The following is a 16,802-nucleotide window of genomic DNA, read 5'->3' on the forward strand; positions in this document are numbered from 1 at the left end:
TTTCAACCACCGTTCGCTAGGAAGGGGAAGGTGTTGAGCAACCAGCCGCTGACGTTCGCGATCGACCCGATGGCGATCAGCGTGCCGGTAGCTACGAGCAGAACACCCGATGTGATTTCGATGGCGCGCATATGCTGTTTAATGACGATGAAAAGCTTAGAAAAAGTTCCAAAGGCAAGGGCGGCGGCCAAAAACGGGATGGCGATGCCGAGCCCATATGCGGTGAGCAGGGCGATGCCGTGCCCGAGATCGTGGCTGTTTCCGGCGATGACGAGGATCGTTGCCAGGATCGGGCCCACGCACGGGGTCCATCCGAAAGCAAACGCCAGTCCGATGACGTAGGCGCCGATCGGGCCGCTCTTTTTCATCAGCGGATGGAAGCGTACGTCACGATCGAGCCACGGCAGCCGAAACAAGCCCAAATAGTGCAGGCCGAGTATCACGATCAGGATGCCTGAGACCTTTGCGATGATACCGGCTTCGTCCGCCACCAAGCGCCCCACAACGCTGGCGGAAGCGCCCAGCAGCACGAAAACCGTGACGAACCCCGCGCAGAAGGCCGCAGCCGCGGCCAGAATACGGCGGCGCGACGCCGTATTCTGGTCGGTGGTTGCAAGCTCGTCGAACGATACACCGGCCAGGAACGAGAGATAGGCCGGCACGATCGGCAGAATACATGGGGATGCGAAGCTGACGATCCCGGCGAGAAAAGCCGCCGAGAACCCTACCTGCAGGGTCAACGGGCTCAATGAATCTTGGCTCCTTGATCGATCCACTTGCCCAGAAGCGCACGCTCATTGTCGGTCATGCCGGTCATGTTCCCGATCGGCATCGTATGGCTCGTGACCGCTTGCTGTTTGATCCTCGAGGCTAGTGCCGCGATGCGCGCCGGCGTGTCGAGCATGATGCCCATCGGAGCCGACGAGAAACCGGCTTCGGTGGGATGTGCCGCGTGGCAGACCGCGCAGCGCTGCGCGACGATCGGTTCGATCTGCGAGAACGCGACCGGTGCCGAGGCCACGTGTTTTGCCGAGCCGCCCGCCGGCGCTGCCGAAGAGCCCGCGTCCGCGCTCGGACCGCTGCCGGTAATGATGCGCTCGTCGGGAGTGCTGCCGGTTTCGTTGGGCGTGATGCCGAGCGTTCGGGCGAGATTGCTCGTAATCGTCACGCTCTTTTTGCAATTCGTCATGCAGGCAACCGCGTGCACGTCCGGTTTGAGGTGCTCGTTGATGAAGCCGTTGCGATTCGGCATTTTGATGGCCGCGAGCGTTTTTGCGTCGAGCACCGCGTTGGCCGGCACGAGATTGTTCAGGTTCAAGACATACGCCGAGATCGCATAGACTTGATCGTTCGTGAGCGAACCCGGGGCGTTGAAGGGCATCGCGCGACGAATGTAATCGTATAGCGTCGGCGCATACGGCCAGTAACTTCCGACCGTCTTTACCGGGCGCGCCGAGGTGAGGGTGCCGTTACCACCCGCCAAAACGGGGTAGCGATTCTCGCCTTCGCCGAAGTCGCCGTGACAGACGGCGCATTTGGCTTCATACAGATTCTGTCCGTCGGCAACGGAGCCGTGCCCGGGTGGAAGCCCGGCGCCGGTCAATCCATTGACGTCGTCATTCCAAGCTTTTTGCTGCGCGACCGTCGCGGGCGTTCCGAAGCCGTAGTGCGATGGATATGACTGTGCGTCGGCGATAACGAACGCGCCCGCAAGCGCCACTACCAAAAGCAGCGGGATGGTGGCCTTAGGAAACTTGAACATTGTCGACCTTTCCATCGGGGTTGACGTGCCACGTTTGAATGGCGTTATCGTTGTAGATCGCGTTCGTTCCGCGGACCGCGCGCAGCTGCGTGAGGGTGGGCTGCACGTAGCCGGTCTCGTCGACCGCTCGGCTCTGCAGGAGCGCGTCGGTGCCGTGCCATTCCCAAGGGAAGCGGAAGCGCGTCAGGCACTTGGATAGGATGGGTTCTTGGAGTTTGGCCGGATGCCAGTTGATGCCGCCGTCAGTCGATACGTCAACGCGTTTGATCTTGCCGCGTCCCGACCACGCAAGGCCGGTCACTTCGGTGAAGCCCTTGCCCTTCATGGGGTTTTCCGGGCACGGGCTGGTGATGACGGACTTCGTTTCGATGATCCAGGCGAATTGGCGCGCCTTGCCGTCGGCAAGGAGGTCCGTATACTTCGAAGTCTCTTCGCGCGTCATCCATGGTTCCTCGCCGAACTTCAATCGGCGGAGCCACTTCACGTTGACGTTGCCCTGCCAGCCCGGAACGATCAGTCGCACCGGATAGCCGTTGGAGGCGCGGAGGCGCTCGCCGTTTTGCGACCACACCACCATCACGTCGTCGAGCGCTTTCCAGACCGGAATGCTGCGCGTCATCGCTGCCGCATCGGCACCTTCGGCGAGCATCCATTTAGCCTGCGGCTTTACGCCCGCTTCTTTCATGAGAACCGAGAGCTTGACGCCGGTCCACTCGCAACAGTGCACCATACCGTGGGTGAACTGCAGGCTTTGCAACTGCGCTCCGCGCCACTCCATGCCGCCGTTAGCCGGGCACTCCGTGAAGTGGATGTGGCTCTCGGATGGATACCTTTTCAATTCTTCCATCGTAAAGACCAACGGACGATCGACCAACCCGTCGATCATCAAGCGATGCTCCGCCGGGTCGATGATCGGCGTGCCGCCGTGGTCTCGCACGAAGCACAGCCCGTTCGGCGTAATGATGCCGTCGAGGTCCTGTAACGGCGTAAAACTGACCGACGACTCTTCGGTCGCGGTAAGAAATGGAACGTTTCTGCGGATGACGCTCGCTTCGTACTTGATCGGCATCCCATACGGGTGCGCGATGACCGTCTCGCCGAGTTCGTCCATTCCCGGCGAACGGGGCGCAAAGGGGTTGGTATCGCCGGCCGCCGCCGCGGGCACCGCACTTGCGAGCGCCGCTCCGGCGATCGTCGTGGCGCCCTTGGTGAGAAATCCCAGGCGGCCTATCTTTTTAGGCGGGTTGTTCTGTTCGTCGTGGTTCAAGGTGCTGCTCCGAAGGCTGTTAGGAAGTAGCGATGCCGGTTGGATCGGCTCCGGTGACGGTGACCGCTTGCCGGTCGGGAATGCGGATCACTTTCTCGTCCTCGATATATTTCTGGACGACGTCGTAGATGGCCGGGCCCTGCGTGTTCTGGTTGATCGAGGCCCAGCCCGAGACGGTGTAACTCTTTGAGGCTTCCACTTTCTCGCCGTTGCGCAGAAGCGTCATGTCGCTGATGCGCTGTCCTTGCGGTTTCGATATGTCGATCGCATAAGACATGCCGCCGACGCGAACCATGTCACCACCTTGCTGATAGTAGGGATCTGGATTGAAGATATTATCGGCGACGTCTTCGAAGACCGACTTGAGTTGTGCGCCGGTCATCGTGTTGCGGTACGCCTGCGGATACGTGATCGCCGTCTGCGAGTAGAGATCTTCGAGCATGATCGGCTGGCCCGGCAGAAGGCTGATGCCCCAGCGGAAGCCCGGCGAGAGCGAAATCTCGGCGTCGCGTTCGCGCAGCAACGCCGCGCAGATCAGATCGTCGAACGTGCCGTTAAAGTTGCCGCGGCGATAGAGCAAACTCTCCGTATGCCCGAGCGTCTTGGTAAGGTCGGCTTGATACGGTGCGCGGATATCCGCGATGAGTTTGGCCATCGCGGGCTGCGGCGCGATCGCGTCGCTAAAGATCGGGATCAGACGGTACCGGTAGTCGACGATGGCGCCGTTACGGACGTCCAAATCGAGACGCGAGAGGAACTTGCCGTGCGAGCCGGATGCGATGATCATCGTTTTGCCGACCATCGTCGGGCGCGGCACCGCATCGTGGGTGTGGCCGCTCAGGATGATGTCGATGCCCTTCACGCGCGCCGCCATCTTTTTGTCGACGTCGAAGCCGTTATGGCTCAGCAGCACCACGACTTGCGCGCCCGCGGCGCGCGCTTTGGTGACTTCCTCTTGAACGTGTTTCTCGTGAATGCCGAACGTCCACTCGGGAATCATCCAGGCCGGGTTCGAGATCGGCGTGTACGGGAACGCCTGGCCGATAACGGCGATCTGCACGCCGCTGCGCTCGAACACCTTCGTGCTTTCGAACGCCCAGTCGCCCCATGTGGAGTCTTGAATGTTACCGGCTAGAAACGGGAACTTTAACCGCGCTTTCAATTCTTTGACGCGCGCGGTACCGTAGGTGAACTCCCAGTGCCCGGTCATCGCCTCGACGCCGAGTTGGTTCATGGCGCGGACCATGTCGGCGCCGCGCTCCTTGAGCGACGTGTACGAGCCTTGCCAACTGTCGCCGCCGTCTAGGAGCAGCGTCTGTCCGGGCCGCTCGGCCCGAATCGCATCGATCAGCGTCGCCATGCGATCGAGGCCGCCGAGGCGCCCGTACGATTTCGCAAGCGCGACGTAGTCCTCCATCGTCAGCGCGTAGGCCGACGATGTTTCCGGGGCGATTCCGAAGTATTTTAGAAATGCGTCGCCGACGAGGTGCGGCGGCACTCCGGCATCGGCTCCGACGCCGATGTTCACCGCGGGTTCGCGGAAATAGATCGGCATCAACTGCGCGTGGATGTCGGTGAAATGGAGAAGCGTGATCTTTCCGACCGGATCGAAACGCAGCAGGTCGGCCTGGGTGATCTTCTGCGTGGCTGCCGCGCTGGCCAGGGATACCCCCGGGCCGAGCGCGGCGGCTGCGGCCGCAGTTACTTGAACGAAGTCACGTCTGGTGAGCATGGTTACCTTCTGACAGATGGGGTTTCGATGGGTAGGCCCTGGCCGCGCGAGGCGACGTAGAGTTCTAGATCGACATACTGTTGGCTGCCAAAGGGAAGCGGCTGTGCGCGGACTTTGGCGTTGCATCCGCGGAAGCGGCGTTGTACCGAGCCGACTGCTTGCCATTTCAGTCGATACGTCGGGAAGCCGTTAGTCTGGCCTTGGCTCAGCGTATCGGAGCGAAGTTGATCCCCGGCATGCTGAACGTGACACATCTGGCACGATACGCCGAGTTGCCCGCGCGGCGTGTCGTAGAACGTCTTTCCGGCAACCCACGCCGCATGCGCCGGGCCCGTCGTCGTGACGTCGACCGGCATTCCGCGCGATTGAAGCTTCACATACGTCGTCAGCGCCAAGAGCTGGGGCGACTCCCACTTGTACGGCTTTGCGCCCATCATGTCGACGCGCATCTCGTTGATGCGCTGTTCCAGATCGATGACCTTACCGGATTTCGGATCGTACGCCGGGTAGCGCGCACCCACGCCGCGCATGGACGTTTCGGCGGCGCTATGGCAGGTTTGGCACGACTTGCCATTGGTTCCGTCGGCCGTCGACCATAGGGCCTGACCCTTTTGAACCCAGAGATATCCCGGGTTGCTAAAGTCGTCGTTTTGCATGGCGCGCAACGGCGCATCGAGATAGATGAAGCCGGATTTTTCCTTGCCTACCTGATATGCAGAGAGCGGTGCCGGCGTCGTCGTCTGCGACGTCACCAGCACGGGCTTGAGAAACAGGACGCCGAGTGCGAGCGTGGCGATGATGACCAGCGGTGATGGGCGTAAGCGCATGAGCGATTTTCTCCGTGCAGCTACGAGACGGTGATCTGGGCCGTGTTCTTGTACGTTTTTCCGTTATCGTCGATCCAGGTGAACTCGAAGGTTCCGCTCTGATCGACGCGCACCGGAAACGAGATGAAGGGGTTTGCCGAAATAGCGGGATTCAGGTCCATCTTGAAGACCTGTTGCCCGTTAAACGTGCACGTGAACGTGTTGATGATGTCGCGCGGAATGGTTTTCCCGCTCGAATCCTTGGTAAATCCCGAGAGCATCGGGTGCGAAATCAACGTCTTGATTTCGATAATGTCGCCCTTCTTGGCGGTGCTTGGGACGAGTAGGCGGCTCTGTACGCTTTGATCCATGGAAATCGACCTCGTTTTTAGAATGAATATTGGAGCTGTAAACGGTTGTAAATGAGCAGCGGCACGCCACCGAACCGCGCGACGTCGGTTTGAGTGCGCTCGATGTAACGGTCCTCTATAGAGAAGCCGTCGAAGCTTTTGCCCTTGGGTTTCCCAAAATAGTAGGTCGCTTGCAAGAGCGATGCGTGGGATTTTTCGGCACCGGCGCCGTTCGTGAAGTTGAATTGCGCGAACGCAAGCTGCGTCTGCAAGCGCCGATTGTTGCTATGGTAGTTGATCGTCGCTTTCGACGATGCGCCGGCGCTTTGACGCTGCGCCATGCTGGCGGTCGGAATCGACGTAAAAAGCCCGTCGCCCGCATAGGCGCCGGTGTACGGAGATGCGATGCCGCCGTAGTACAGCGTGTAGGTGCCGTTACCGTTGGCTTTGATTGCCGGAGAGCCGCCGGTGGGAAGAAAGACGTGCGATGCGGTCGCCGCGGCCAGGCTCGCGGCCGTCACCGTGGTCGAGCGCCAAGGCGCGTCGTCGATGGCATAGCTGAACGTGACGTTCTTCGCCGCAGTTGCGCCGATGGCGAATCCTAGCGTCGAATTATCGACTAGCCCCGCGTACGAAAGACCGGCGTTGCGTTCGCGAATGTACTGCGCCTGCAGATACGGCGCGAAACGCGATTTCGAACCGAGGGCGGTGCGGCCTTCGGCATCGACGAGATTGGCGATGTTGTAGAAATTATAGAGCCCGATCATCCCCGTTACCGGGCGATGCTTGCCGGAGTACTTCAACGCCGTATAGAGCGCGCCCGACACGAATTGCGTGGGCTTGGTCACGAACGTCGTTGGCAAGAACGAGCTGCTCGTGCGGCTCTCGAACCGAACGATCCGATCGACGGTGAGCGAAAGGTTCGGGGCGAATGCGAAGTTACTCGAGAGCCCCTGAAAGAAGTTCGGCTTCATTCGGCCGTCGATTGGTTGGGCCCAGGGCGTATTGATCTTCTGATTGCCGACCGCGATGTTGACTTTTGCGGTGTGATAACGCAGATACGCCTCGCCCAGCGTGCTCAGGCCGAAGCCCGGTAGCGTGTTGTCGATTTTGGCTTGCATCGCCGGCGTGCAGGCGCCGCCGATGGCGTAGTTCGGCGCGTGCGAACAAGGCCCGTTCGCGTTGAACGCGTCGACGCCGTAGTATCCGGCCGTTGCGGAAAAGTGCGAAGTAAGATCGTACGTCGCGCGGACCAGAATGCCGGTATTCGTGGCCGCTTGGTTTTGCGGCAGCGATTTCACCCCGGCCGCCGCCGTGTTGCTGGCCTGCTGCTTGGTGAAGTAGTACTGTCGAACGTAGCCGTCAACGCGCAGGCGACGCGCGGGCTTCTTCGCGGTTTTTGCCGGTGCGGCGGTTTGGGCGTGCGCGATGCCGGGCGTCGCAATCAACGCGAGAAGGGCCGCAATCGCGGCGAAAGAGCGGGAAGCTATCACCCGCCGCACCCGCCGATGGTGACCTTGATGGGCTTCGAAGCGCTCCAGAGCGATCCGTCGTTCATGACGGCGATCGCCGTCACGGTCTGGGTCTGAGCCAAACGCATGCGGAACTGGACGTTCGCCTGTCCGTTAATCGGCGAGAGGTCGAAGGTTGCGACCCCCGGTAAGGGGTTGCCGTCGGCCGCGACGACGATTTTTTTGACGTAGTTTTGCGCGGTCATCGGGCTATCGACCGTGATCGTGATCGGCACGGTATTGCCGTTTTCAGCAATATCCGGGGCACCGATCGTGACCTTGCCCGGCGTCGGAGTGCCCGGCGCCTGCTGCGCGAGCCACTTCTGGACGTCGGCCGGGGTCGCGAAGGCGGGAAGCGGGAGCGCACTCGCGGCGATGGCGGCGAGCAGTGCGGTGCCGCCGGCGGCGAGCGCTTGCCGGCGGGTGGGTTGGCTGGGAATCTGCATGGATATCTCCGATTGCTCCATTATTTATTTCAGGGTGGAAAGGTATGCGACGACGTCCTCGACCTGCTGCGCGGTCAAGATCGGCTTGCCGACGAACTTCTTGGCGACGTCCGTGAGGCCGGCGACCCGGTAATACGCGGGCATAATCGTATCCGGGTTGATGAGCTTGGCGTTGACGATGCGCAAACGCAGCTGCGCTACGCTGAGGTAGCCTCCAACGCCCTTGAGGTTGGGTCCGACGTTACCGGGGAAGGCCTCCTTCGCGATCGGCATGCTGTGGCACGCGATGCAATTGCCCAATTTGCGATTTTTGACGATCGCGAGCCCCGTTGCCGGGTTGCCGGGAACGCCCGTCAACGAGCGGGGAATGGTTCCGTTGACGACGGTATACGGAACCAGCGTCGTGTCGTGGACGACGGTGGTCGACGCTGAGGCAATACCCATGCATAACAGCGTGAAAATAGCTGCCGCGATACTTCGGCGTGGCTCGCACATCTCGTTATCTCTCCTTCGAGACAGGTTTAAGCTCGCTTAAGGTTGAGAGATGCTCCGACGAAAGTCCTACAAGGGGAGACGCGCCATTCGGCGGCAAGACTGCAGAAATGGCGCGGAACGCCTGTAAAGACGGAGCCTAGCGCCCGTTATCAGATTTGCAGATGGCGCCCATCTTTATAAGGAAACCGCCATCGTGGAGGAGGGGATCATCGAACTATCGGTAGCGCTGACGTGCGTGGACCCGGTCCGGGAGGCGGAGGCGGTCGTCGTGATCGACGTCTTGCGAGCCACGACGGTCGTGGCCGTCGCCCTTGCGAACGGCGCGCAAGGCGTCATTCCCGTTCGGAGCGTCGACCAGGCAAGGGAGTTGGCCGCAAGCGGGCCGGGATATCTTCTAGGGGGTGAATTCGAGAATCGCCGGATCGCCGGTTTCGATTGCGGTAACTCGCCGTTCGACTACGCGACGAGCGTCGTCGAAGGCCGGCGCGTCGTGCTTCGAACGACCAATGGGACGCAAGCCTTCGCCGCCCTCGCCGGGCTGGATACGGCCATCCTGTGTGCCGCCTTCGTGAACGTTGCGGCGGTCGTCGCGCACCTCAAGCGGCAACGCTACCGTAGCGTCGCCTTTCTTTGCGCGGGCCAGGACGAGCGCTTCAGTCTCGAGGATTTCGTCTGCGCCGGCGCCATCGTCCACGCGCTGGGCGAAGACGATCCGCACGTTCGCATCGACGACGCCGGCCTTGCGGCGCGAGCGCTCTTCGAGCAAGAACGCTTCTCACTTTTAGCGCTATTGGCTATCGGCAATCACGCTGAAGATCTGCGCGCGGTAGGCGCGCAAGCCGACATCGCCTTCGCCGCGCAGCTCGATCTCCTCGACGTCGTGCCGATCATGCGCGACGGCATGCTGATCTGCGGCGAACATTGCAAATAGCGTAAGGATGCGTTCGGCCCGCAGGCGCAGAACGAGGCGCGACTACGATAATTGTCGATGGTTGACGTTGCTCATGGGAGACCTGCAATGCCTAAAGGGCGCACGACATTCAGTAAATTCATTATCGAAGAAGAACTGCGCGCGAGTCAGCCGGACCCGCACCTGACGGCGTTACTGAACGATATCCAAACGGCGTGCAAGTTTATCGCCCTTGCGGTCGCGCGCGGCGGCCTGAACGCGAGCGAGGCGGTTGCGACCACGACCAACGTCCAAGGCGAGGAGCAAAAAGCGCTGGACGTCATCGCGAACGATATCATGCTCGCGTAGTGCGAGCAGGGTGGGACGCTGTGCGGTATGGCGTCGGAGGAAATGGACGAACCGTATCCCATCCAGGCCGAGCATCGCCGCGGTCGCTATCTACTGGCATTCGACCCGTTGGACGGCTCCTCGAATCTCGACGTCAACGTGACCGTCGGGACGATTTTCTCGATCCTGCGGGCGCCCGACGGCGTGAGCGAACCGGCGGTCGAGCATTTCTTGCAGCCCGGTACCCAACAGATCGCTGCGGGGTTTGCGCTATACGGGCCGTGTTCGATGATCGTGATCACGCTGGGCTCCGGCGTGCACGGTTTCACGCTCGATCGTGAGATCGGCGCGTATACGCTCACGCATCCGTCGATGCGCATTCCGGAGCACACGCGCGAATTCGCCATCAACGCATCGAACGAACGCTTCTGGGAGCCGCCCGTGCGACACTACGTGGCCGAGTGCATCCAGGGGAGAGACGGCGTGCGCGGCGAGGACTTCAATATGCGATGGGTGGCCTCGATGGTTGCCGAGGTCTTTCGCATCTTGGTCCGCGGCGGGCTGTTCATGTATCCGCGCGATACGAAGGACCTGGGCAAGCCGGGGCGCCTGCGCCTGCTCTACGAGGCCAACCCGATGTCGATGATCGTGGAACAGGCCGGCGGCGCGGCTACGACGGGACGCGAACGCCTGCTCGATATCGCGCCCGTCGCGCTACACCAACGAGTTCCGGTTATTTTGGGATCGCGATCGGAGGTGGAGCGACTGATCGAATACCACCAGGCGTACGATCGGGGCGAGGATCTCGCGTTCGATGCGCCGCTGTTCAACGCGCGCACGATGTTTCGCTGAAATCGCACCGGCGTACCCTACGAATGGAGCATCCGTAACTCATGTCGCAAAAGCACCCTATTATCGCGATCACCGGCTCGTCGGGGGCGGGAACGAGTACCGTCAAGACGACGTTTTCGCAGATTTTCCGGCGCGAGGGCATCACGCCGGCAATCGTTGAAGGTGACGCTTTCCATCGATACGATCGTCTCGAAATGCGCGCGTTGCTGGACGAAGCCAAATCCTCGGGCCAACCGCATTTCAGCCACTTCGGGCCCGAGGGCAACCTCTTTGCCGAGTTGGAAGCGCTCTTTCGCGAATACGGCGAGCGCGGTGAAGGACAAACGCGTAAGTACCTTCACGACGAAAACGAAGCCGCTCCGTACTCGCAACCGCCTGGAACGTTTACCCGATGGGAAACGATCGAGGCTGGGTCGGACGTCCTGTTTTACGAGGGGTTGCACGGCGCGATTGCCACGGACGGGATCGACGTCGCGCGCCACGCAGATCTGCTGGTGGGCGTCGTCCCCTCGATCAATCTAGAATGGATTCAGAAGCTCCATCGGGATAAAACGGCCCGCGGGCATTCGCAGGAAGCCGTCGTTGAAACGATCCTCCGGCGCATGCCCGATTACGTCAACTACATCGTGCCGCAGTTTTCGCGCACGCACGTGAATTTTCAGCGCGTCCCGATCGTGGACACGTCCAACCCGTTTATCGCCAGAACGATTCCAACGTTGGACGAGAGCATGCTCGTCATTCGCTTCCGAACGGCCAAGGGCATCGATTTTCCATATCTCTTATCGATGCTACACGACTCGTTCATGTCCCGCCCGAACACGATCGTCTGTCCGGGCGGGAAGATGGAATTAGCGATGCAACTGATCTTTACGCCCATGATTTTGCAAATCATGGATCGAAAAAAGCGCGCGCGATAGAGCGCTAAAGCGGACGGCTAGAAGGTTCGCCCGTACGCAATGCCGACAGAATCGGCTCGCAATTGGATGGTCTCGTTGCCGGCGGGAGCGCCGCCCATGAATGCGGGTAGCAGCGACGCCCCCGATACGCTATTGTTGAACGCGCGAACGAATGCGGCAGTAAACTCTCCGCCGTTCTTTTGGGCAAAGGTTGCGCCAAGGGTGAGATGGTCCGTCGTCACGCCGGGTGCGATGATGTTGAACGTAACGTCGCGAGGCTGGATCGGATTGCTGCCATGATTGTACCCCGCTCGTAGCGTCAGACGATTCGAAGCCCTGTACGCTACTCCAAGTTTAAGAACGTTCACATCCTGCCAGCCGAAGCCCGGCCCGTTCGCGCTTCCCAGTTGCGATTGATTCGTACTGGGGTCACCTACCGACGCTACGGCGCCGTAATTAATGCGTTGGTAGTCCATCGCAAGCGTGAGTTTCGGCACGGGTACGACGGCGATTCCTAAGCTGAAATTCTCCGGAATGTCGAACGATCCGGCGCCGGCGAACAACCCGCCGTACTGCGTGAAACGCGACATGTGCATTCTAGTCGCGTACGCCGCGCCGAATGTTATGGAGTTTGAGAGCTTGCGCATGTATCCGATGCGCACTCCGAAGCCCGTCGACCCCTGCGGCCCCGTGTTCGTCACGAGAGTTGGTGCGGCCGAGAGATTAGGCGTATTGGCAAACGCCTGCAATCCCTGAGCGGCAAACTGTTGATAGCCGAAGAGGGGCGCGATGCCAACCGATTGTTTGTCGTCAAGCTTCATGGAAATCGTCGGCGCGACGATGAGCTGAATGAGATTGACACCCAGCGTTCCGTTGCCGCAGAGCATATTTGCGGGACCGTGCCCGCAATCGAACGCGCCGGAAGGGTAATTTGTATTGAGTCCGCCGTTGCCGTATACGGAGACCCCGATCGCGAGCTTGGGATTCACCATGTGGTTGTAGCCGAATTCAGGAATCGCAAAAAGATTGCTGCCGCTGGCCGAGGCGCCGTCGAGGCCGGGGCCTAGGCCCGAGCGAGCCGCGCTCCGGCGTGGCATAAAGAGTGTCACTCCAAGGTCGACGCGATTTTTTACCCAAACCATACTCGCGGGGTTGTTGGCACCTCCAGAGGTGTCCTGAGTCATCGCCGTCGCGGCACCCCCCATGCCTGACGCCTTCATGCCATATCCGACCGAGAAATATCCATCGGTCGCGCGAGCCACATTGGGAATCACCAACACTCCCAGGGTAAAAAGACCGGCAACGAGGGTAGGTAAAAACCGTCTCATGCAAAGAGCCTCCCCACTCCCTCACGGTCGCTGTGCGCCGTCAGGAAGTAACAACGCAGTAGGCTGCGGTTGTCGCCTGCTTGGTTGGGAGAGGCCTTTGCGATAGAAACGCTATTCCCGATAGTTGGTATCTAGGCGGGCGATTTTGGGTAATATCTACTATTGGGAGAGCGCCGGACTTCTTACTGCTTACCGATGCGCTCGTTCTCGTTATCCATGAGATAGATCTTGTCGGCGTGGCGTATCCCTAAGGCTTTTTGATCGTACACGATGCCCACGTACTGCCCGGGCTTTATTTTGCGCATTTGATACGTGGTCTTGCCGTCGGCGGAAAACACCCGATCGAATTTCGGCAGAATTTCAAAGCTGAGAGTTTGCTTGCTCTGCGGGTTGCGTACTTTGATGTTGTTCGTTGAAACGTGAACGGTAATGCCGTAGAACGTCGACGCAGCGAGGACGGTCGCGGGCGCCGCTATCAGGACCAGCGCGAACGCGGCCGGGACGAGGCGGGAAAGCAATGTTCGTAACATGCGGTAATCCTTATTGTGGCTCGTAAGAGTGCGGTGTGCGCCGAAGCGTACCGACCGCTACTTACCCGCTTGGCCGCCAAAGTATGCCGGGAACGGTGGGCGCTATGGGGAAATGCGCTCCGCATGCCTACTCCGATCGATTTTGCCGCGTTTGATGCGGTCATGTTTGCCGACGGCGGTTCGCGCGGAAACCCGGGCCCCGCGGCAAGCGGGGCGGTTCTCGTGACCTCAGCCGGAGAACTCATCGAGGAGATCGGCTGCTATTTGGGACGGGCTACCAACAACGTCGCGGAGTGGACCGCCTTGTGCATAGGGCTCGAAGCCGGGCTGCGCCGTGGGATCAAGCGCTTAGCCGTGCGGATGGATTCGGAGCTGGTGGTAAAGCAAATGAGCGGCGAGTACCGCGTGAAGCACGTCGATCTGCAACCGCTCTATTCCCGTGCCCGCGCGCTGGTTCGGAATTTCGAGCGGATCGAGATCAAGCACGTCCCGCGCAAGCAGAATGCCCTGGCCGATGCGGTCGTTAATGCGGTGCTCGACCAGGAAGCCGCCGCGCGGATTTCGTAAGAGAGCCGGTTGATGCGCCGTTTTCCCACCGCCGCTGCGATCTTTGTCTTTTCGCTCGTGATGATCGTCATCGGGGGATATCTGTATATTCCCGGAGAGTACGCGCGGCTTATGCGCGTCACGAAGTTGACCAAGGCCCGAAGCGAAATCTACACCCATCTGCTCGTCCGGTACGATAAGCCCCCGATTTACGAAGAGGAATACCGGATGCAAGACGTCGAGGGTATTTCAACCTTCGAGTACCGCATTCGCGGATATAACGGCAAGCAAATTACGATCTCGGCCCCGCCGGCAGCGATGTACGACGTGAGTTTCTTTTACGGCCGAATCGACCAAGACGGTATTTGGCAACTGGTAAATCAGCCGCCCAGGGGCGATACCAGCATTCACTACACCCTCTACGTCAAGCAGGTCGTGGATTTCAAGCAAGGCGACAGAACGATCACCTTCACGGACCCGAAGTTCTGGGCGACGACGGCCGGGCGGCAATATACCATCGATCTCTCAAAGCAGCAGCCGACCGATCTTTTGAAGCTCCAAGGCACGGCGCTGGCCGACCCGCACTATCAAATGGTCGTGAACGATTTTCGTAACTTCGGTCCGGCGTCGTTCCGCGCGAAAATCGCGGCCGCGCGAGCGAGCTACTTCGCTAAAAAATGACGTCGAAGACTCGGGGTGTGTTCCTGCGCGGCGCGCTCGCCCTGGTCGCGATCGCGCTCGTGGGATTTTTTACCTACGAAATTAGCGAGCGTCCCTCCGACCAAATCTTCGGCCGGACGCTGGTGAGCGGCCCACGGGATCAACGCGTGGTAGCGCTTACCTACGATGACGGCCCGAATCCGCCCTATACGAACGCCATTTTAAGCATCCTCGAATCCGAGCACGTCCACGCGACCTTTTTCGTCGTAGGACGAGCGGTTGCGGCGTACCCGAGCGTGGTGCGACGCGAGGTTCGCGATGGCGACGCACTAGGAAATCATACCTGGAACCACGCCCACTTGATCGTGATGGATCCGGGACAAGTGCGCAGGACGTTGGCGCGTACGAGCGCCGCGATCTTTGCGGCGACCGGAACTCACGTTCACCTGATGCGTCCGCCGTACGGCGCGCGCGATTGGGCCGTCCTCTCTGAGGCTCGCCGCTTGGGTTACGTCCCGGTCATGTGGTCGGTCCCGCTGGCGAAAGACTGGGAGTATCCCCCCGCTCGAGTCATCGCGGCCCGCATTCTTCCGCACGTGAGCGACGGCTCGATCATCGTCTTACACGACGGCAATCGGGGCATCGTATGCGCCGGTTCGAAGCTTCCGCCACGCACCTGCGATCGACGTACGGATATCGATGCCACGCGTCTGATCGTCGACGCGCTCAAACGCCGGGGGTTCCGTTTTGTGACGATTCCGCAGTTACTCGCCCTGCGGCATCTCGCTATGCGTACAGGCGCCCACGCAGCCGAATGAAGCCGTCGACATGCTTGCCGCTTGGATCTCGGTGCGTCCAATGAACGATCGGCATCTTCCCCGGGTCGTGCACCATTTCGCCTTGCACCTCGACGCGATCGCCGGAACGCACCGGTACGCGCGGGGCGAGCCCAACGTTGTCGATGACGTCGATCGGCCCGGCGGACGATTGGGCCGTAAATTCCTCGTGCGTGCAGTGGGTGTGCGTCCCGTAGAAATACGATGCCGCCGAAGTCACGGTCGCCTCGAAACGCACCTCGGCGGGCGCCGTCGACGTATAAGCGTTGGAGAGAGTCATCGGTGTGCCGCTCCTTGCAGGCCTCGCTCCATTCCCTCCGCGGGCGGGGGGCGCTAGGGGCGATGCGGACGATCGATACGAAACGCCTGCGCCTGGTCCCGGTCACGGTCAAGAATGCGAATGTTCTCTGGAACGTGCTGCAACAGCCGGATCTCCGCGAGCATCAGGATCTTCCCGATGTCGATGCCGAGCAATTCGCGCGCATGGTCGCGGCGCGGCCGGCGGCGATGCGACCCGGCGCGCATGGGCGCTTCGAATGGTTGATATATCGCCGAGGCGAGCCCGACCCGGTCGGCTGGGTCTCGCTGCGCATCGGCGATCGATCGACGACCGTCGCCGAGGTTGGATACAGCGTGCTGCGGGAGCAGCGGGGGCACGGGTTCGCCGTCGAGGCCGTCGGCGCGCTCGTCGATGAGAGCTTCAGCCACGGACACCTGCGGCTGGTGCGCGCCTATTGCGTGCCCGAGAATCTGCCGTCGCGAGCGGTGTTGGCTCGCACCGGCTTCGAGCGCGACGGCGTTCTTCCGAACGGAGCGACGGTTCAGGGCCGCGCGGTTGACGTTCTCGCCTTCGTCATCGAACGCGAGTCGTGGGAAGCAGCGCGTGAGCCGAGCCGCTAGCGGTCTTCGGGCTCCCAATCGACGCTGATATCCGCCTGCGCCGCACCGTAGTAGCGGGTGGCGTCGCCTCGCAGATACGCGAGCAACGGACGACGCACGATCTCCGCCATCGCGAGCCCGCCGATGCGATCGAGCGCGACCCAGGCTGCGGCTACGACGTGGTCGCCCAGCGTCGGAATGCGGACGTGTTGGCCTTCAACGTCCACGTGAAAGATCGCGGCGATGATATGGCGGTCGCGGTCGTAGCTTTCGTTGACGTACGCGAGGTCGCCGCAGCGCGCCCGGATGGACGTCTCTTCGAAAATCTCGCGGGCAGCGGTCTCTTGTAGGAGTTCGCTTGGTTCTTGCCGCCCGCCGGGAAGATTCCACAGGCCGTCCGGGTATCCGGCGTACCGGGAGGCCACCAGCAACACGCGATCTTCGTGCAGCGCTAGGCCGTGAGCCAGATGGACGTGCTGCATATTCACCGGTGAAAGCCTTCGCTCGCTTACCGGAAAATCCGCCGCCCCGTGCGAAGCCTGGGCCGATGAGCGTTCGGGTTGAGTTGTTTGACATTCGGGACGCGAACCGCATGCGCGAAGCGATGACGATTCGTTTTGCCGTCTTCGTGGACGAACAAGGCGTGCCGGAGAACGAAGAAATCGACGC

Annotated in this window: 19 protein-coding genes and 1 pseudogene; 7 read left to right on the forward strand and 13 right to left on the reverse strand. The window is 60.9% G+C overall.

The window, feature by feature from the left end:
- Positions 1-2: 2 nt before the first annotated feature.
- The 9 genes from VMW12_09395 to soxX are packed head-to-tail and all read right to left on the reverse strand — an operon-like array spanning position 3 to position 8,318.
- A complete protein-coding gene (locus tag VMW12_09395) occupies positions 3-749 on the reverse strand; it encodes a cytochrome c biogenesis protein CcdA (protein HUZ49932.1) in 747 nt (248 codons plus the stop codon).
- Positions 746-1,762 carry a c-type cytochrome gene (locus VMW12_09400; GenBank protein HUZ49933.1) on the reverse strand — a complete coding sequence of 339 codons (1,017 nt, stop codon included), beginning with the start codon at positions 1,760-1,762 and terminating at the stop codon, positions 746-748. Before VMW12_09400 ends, VMW12_09395 begins: the two co-directional genes overlap by 4 nt.
- Positions 1,746-3,029, reverse strand: coding sequence for a sulfite dehydrogenase (gene soxC, locus VMW12_09405; protein ID HUZ49934.1), 1,284 nt, complete (start codon positions 3,027-3,029; stop codon positions 1,746-1,748). The genes VMW12_09400 and soxC overlap by 17 nt, the downstream gene beginning before the upstream one ends.
- A gap of 19 nt (positions 3,030-3,048) precedes the next feature.
- The gene (gene soxB, locus VMW12_09410) at positions 3,049-4,761 is read right to left on the reverse strand and encodes a thiosulfohydrolase SoxB (GenBank protein HUZ49935.1); all 1,713 of its coding nucleotides are present in this window, start codon (positions 4,759-4,761) and stop codon (positions 3,049-3,051) included.
- 2 nt (positions 4,762-4,763) lie between these two features.
- Positions 4,764-5,588 (reverse strand): sulfur oxidation c-type cytochrome SoxA, encoded by an 825-nt coding sequence (gene soxA / locus VMW12_09415; protein HUZ49936.1) that lies wholly within the window; start codon positions 5,586-5,588, stop codon positions 4,764-4,766.
- 20 nt (positions 5,589-5,608) lie between these two features.
- Positions 5,609-5,938 (reverse strand): thiosulfate oxidation carrier complex protein SoxZ, encoded by a 330-nt coding sequence (gene soxZ, locus VMW12_09420; protein ID HUZ49937.1) that lies wholly within the window; start codon positions 5,936-5,938, stop codon positions 5,609-5,611.
- A gap of 17 nt (positions 5,939-5,955) precedes the next feature.
- Positions 5,956-7,410 (reverse strand): OprD family outer membrane porin, encoded by a 1,455-nt coding sequence (locus VMW12_09425; protein HUZ49938.1) that lies wholly within the window; start codon positions 7,408-7,410, stop codon positions 5,956-5,958.
- Entirely contained in the window at positions 7,407-7,874 is a 468-nt protein-coding gene (gene soxY / locus VMW12_09430) for a thiosulfate oxidation carrier protein SoxY (GenBank protein ID HUZ49939.1), read from the reverse strand. Before soxY ends, VMW12_09425 begins: the two co-directional genes overlap by 4 nt.
- A 24-nt stretch (positions 7,875-7,898) precedes the next feature.
- Positions 7,899-8,318, reverse strand: a complete 420-nt coding sequence (soxX, locus tag VMW12_09435) for a sulfur oxidation c-type cytochrome SoxX (GenBank protein ID HUZ49940.1) — start codon at positions 8,316-8,318, stop codon at positions 7,899-7,901.
- 244 nt (positions 8,319-8,562) lie between these two features.
- Between soxX and VMW12_09440 the strand changes: the two genes are divergently transcribed.
- The 3 genes and pseudogenes from VMW12_09440 (at position 8,563) to VMW12_09450 (ending at position 11,375) form a co-directional block, all read left to right on the forward strand.
- Complete coding sequence (locus VMW12_09440) at positions 8,563-9,300, forward strand: 2-phosphosulfolactate phosphatase (protein ID HUZ49941.1); 738 nt, start codon at positions 8,563-8,565, stop codon at positions 9,298-9,300.
- Between the two features lie 87 nt (positions 9,301-9,387).
- Positions 9,388-10,458, forward strand: a pseudogene (locus VMW12_09445) (class 1 fructose-bisphosphatase).
- A gap of 41 nt (positions 10,459-10,499) precedes the next feature.
- Positions 10,500-11,375 carry a phosphoribulokinase gene (locus VMW12_09450; GenBank protein HUZ49942.1) on the forward strand — a complete coding sequence of 292 codons (876 nt, stop codon included), beginning with the start codon at positions 10,500-10,502 and terminating at the stop codon, positions 11,373-11,375.
- 17 nt (positions 11,376-11,392) lie between these two features.
- Here VMW12_09450 and VMW12_09455 read toward each other — a convergent pair whose 3' ends face one another.
- Both VMW12_09455 and VMW12_09460 read right to left on the reverse strand, forming a co-directional pair.
- Entirely contained in the window at positions 11,393-12,682 is a 1,290-nt protein-coding gene (locus VMW12_09455; protein HUZ49943.1) for an outer membrane protein transport protein, read from the reverse strand.
- A gap of 182 nt (positions 12,683-12,864) precedes the next feature.
- Positions 12,865-13,212: a hypothetical protein gene (locus VMW12_09460; protein HUZ49944.1), complete on the reverse strand. Its 348-nt coding sequence runs from the start codon at positions 13,210-13,212 to the stop codon at positions 12,865-12,867.
- 123 nt (positions 13,213-13,335) lie between these two features.
- Between VMW12_09460 and VMW12_09465 the strand changes: the two genes are divergently transcribed.
- From VMW12_09465 to VMW12_09475, 3 genes are read left to right on the forward strand one after another with little or no spacing between them, the layout of a single operon-like run.
- Positions 13,336-13,779 carry a ribonuclease HI family protein gene (locus VMW12_09465; protein HUZ49945.1) on the forward strand — a complete coding sequence of 148 codons (444 nt, stop codon included), beginning with the start codon at positions 13,336-13,338 and terminating at the stop codon, positions 13,777-13,779.
- Between the two features lie 12 nt (positions 13,780-13,791).
- Complete coding sequence (locus tag VMW12_09470) at positions 13,792-14,439, forward strand: hypothetical protein (protein HUZ49946.1); 648 nt, start codon at positions 13,792-13,794, stop codon at positions 14,437-14,439.
- Between the two features lie 17 nt (positions 14,440-14,456).
- Entirely contained in the window at positions 14,457-15,236 is a 780-nt protein-coding gene (locus tag VMW12_09475) for a polysaccharide deacetylase family protein (GenBank protein ID HUZ49947.1), read from the forward strand.
- On the opposite strand, the gene VMW12_09480 is transcribed toward VMW12_09475, so the two are convergent.
- A complete protein-coding gene (locus VMW12_09480; protein ID HUZ49948.1) occupies positions 15,205-15,534 on the reverse strand; it encodes a DUF3465 domain-containing protein in 330 nt (109 codons plus the stop codon). The genes VMW12_09475 and VMW12_09480 overlap by 32 nt on opposite strands.
- 62 nt (positions 15,535-15,596) lie before the next feature.
- Between VMW12_09480 and VMW12_09485 the strand changes: the two genes are divergently transcribed.
- The gene (locus VMW12_09485; GenBank protein ID HUZ49949.1) at positions 15,597-16,154 is read left to right on the forward strand and encodes a GNAT family N-acetyltransferase; all 558 of its coding nucleotides are present in this window, start codon (positions 15,597-15,599) and stop codon (positions 16,152-16,154) included.
- On the opposite strand, the gene VMW12_09490 is transcribed toward VMW12_09485, so the two are convergent.
- On the reverse strand, positions 16,151-16,615 hold the full coding sequence (locus VMW12_09490; GenBank protein ID HUZ49950.1) for an NUDIX domain-containing protein: 465 nt from the start codon (positions 16,613-16,615) through the stop codon (positions 16,151-16,153). The two genes, VMW12_09485 and VMW12_09490, sit on opposite strands and share 4 nt — an antisense overlap.
- Positions 16,616-16,802: the final 187 nt, after the last annotated feature.

It is taken from the genome of Candidatus Dormiibacterota bacterium, from assembly GCA_035532835.1.
Lineage (GTDB): Bacteria > Vulcanimicrobiota > Vulcanimicrobiia > Vulcanimicrobiales > Vulcanimicrobiaceae > DAHUXY01.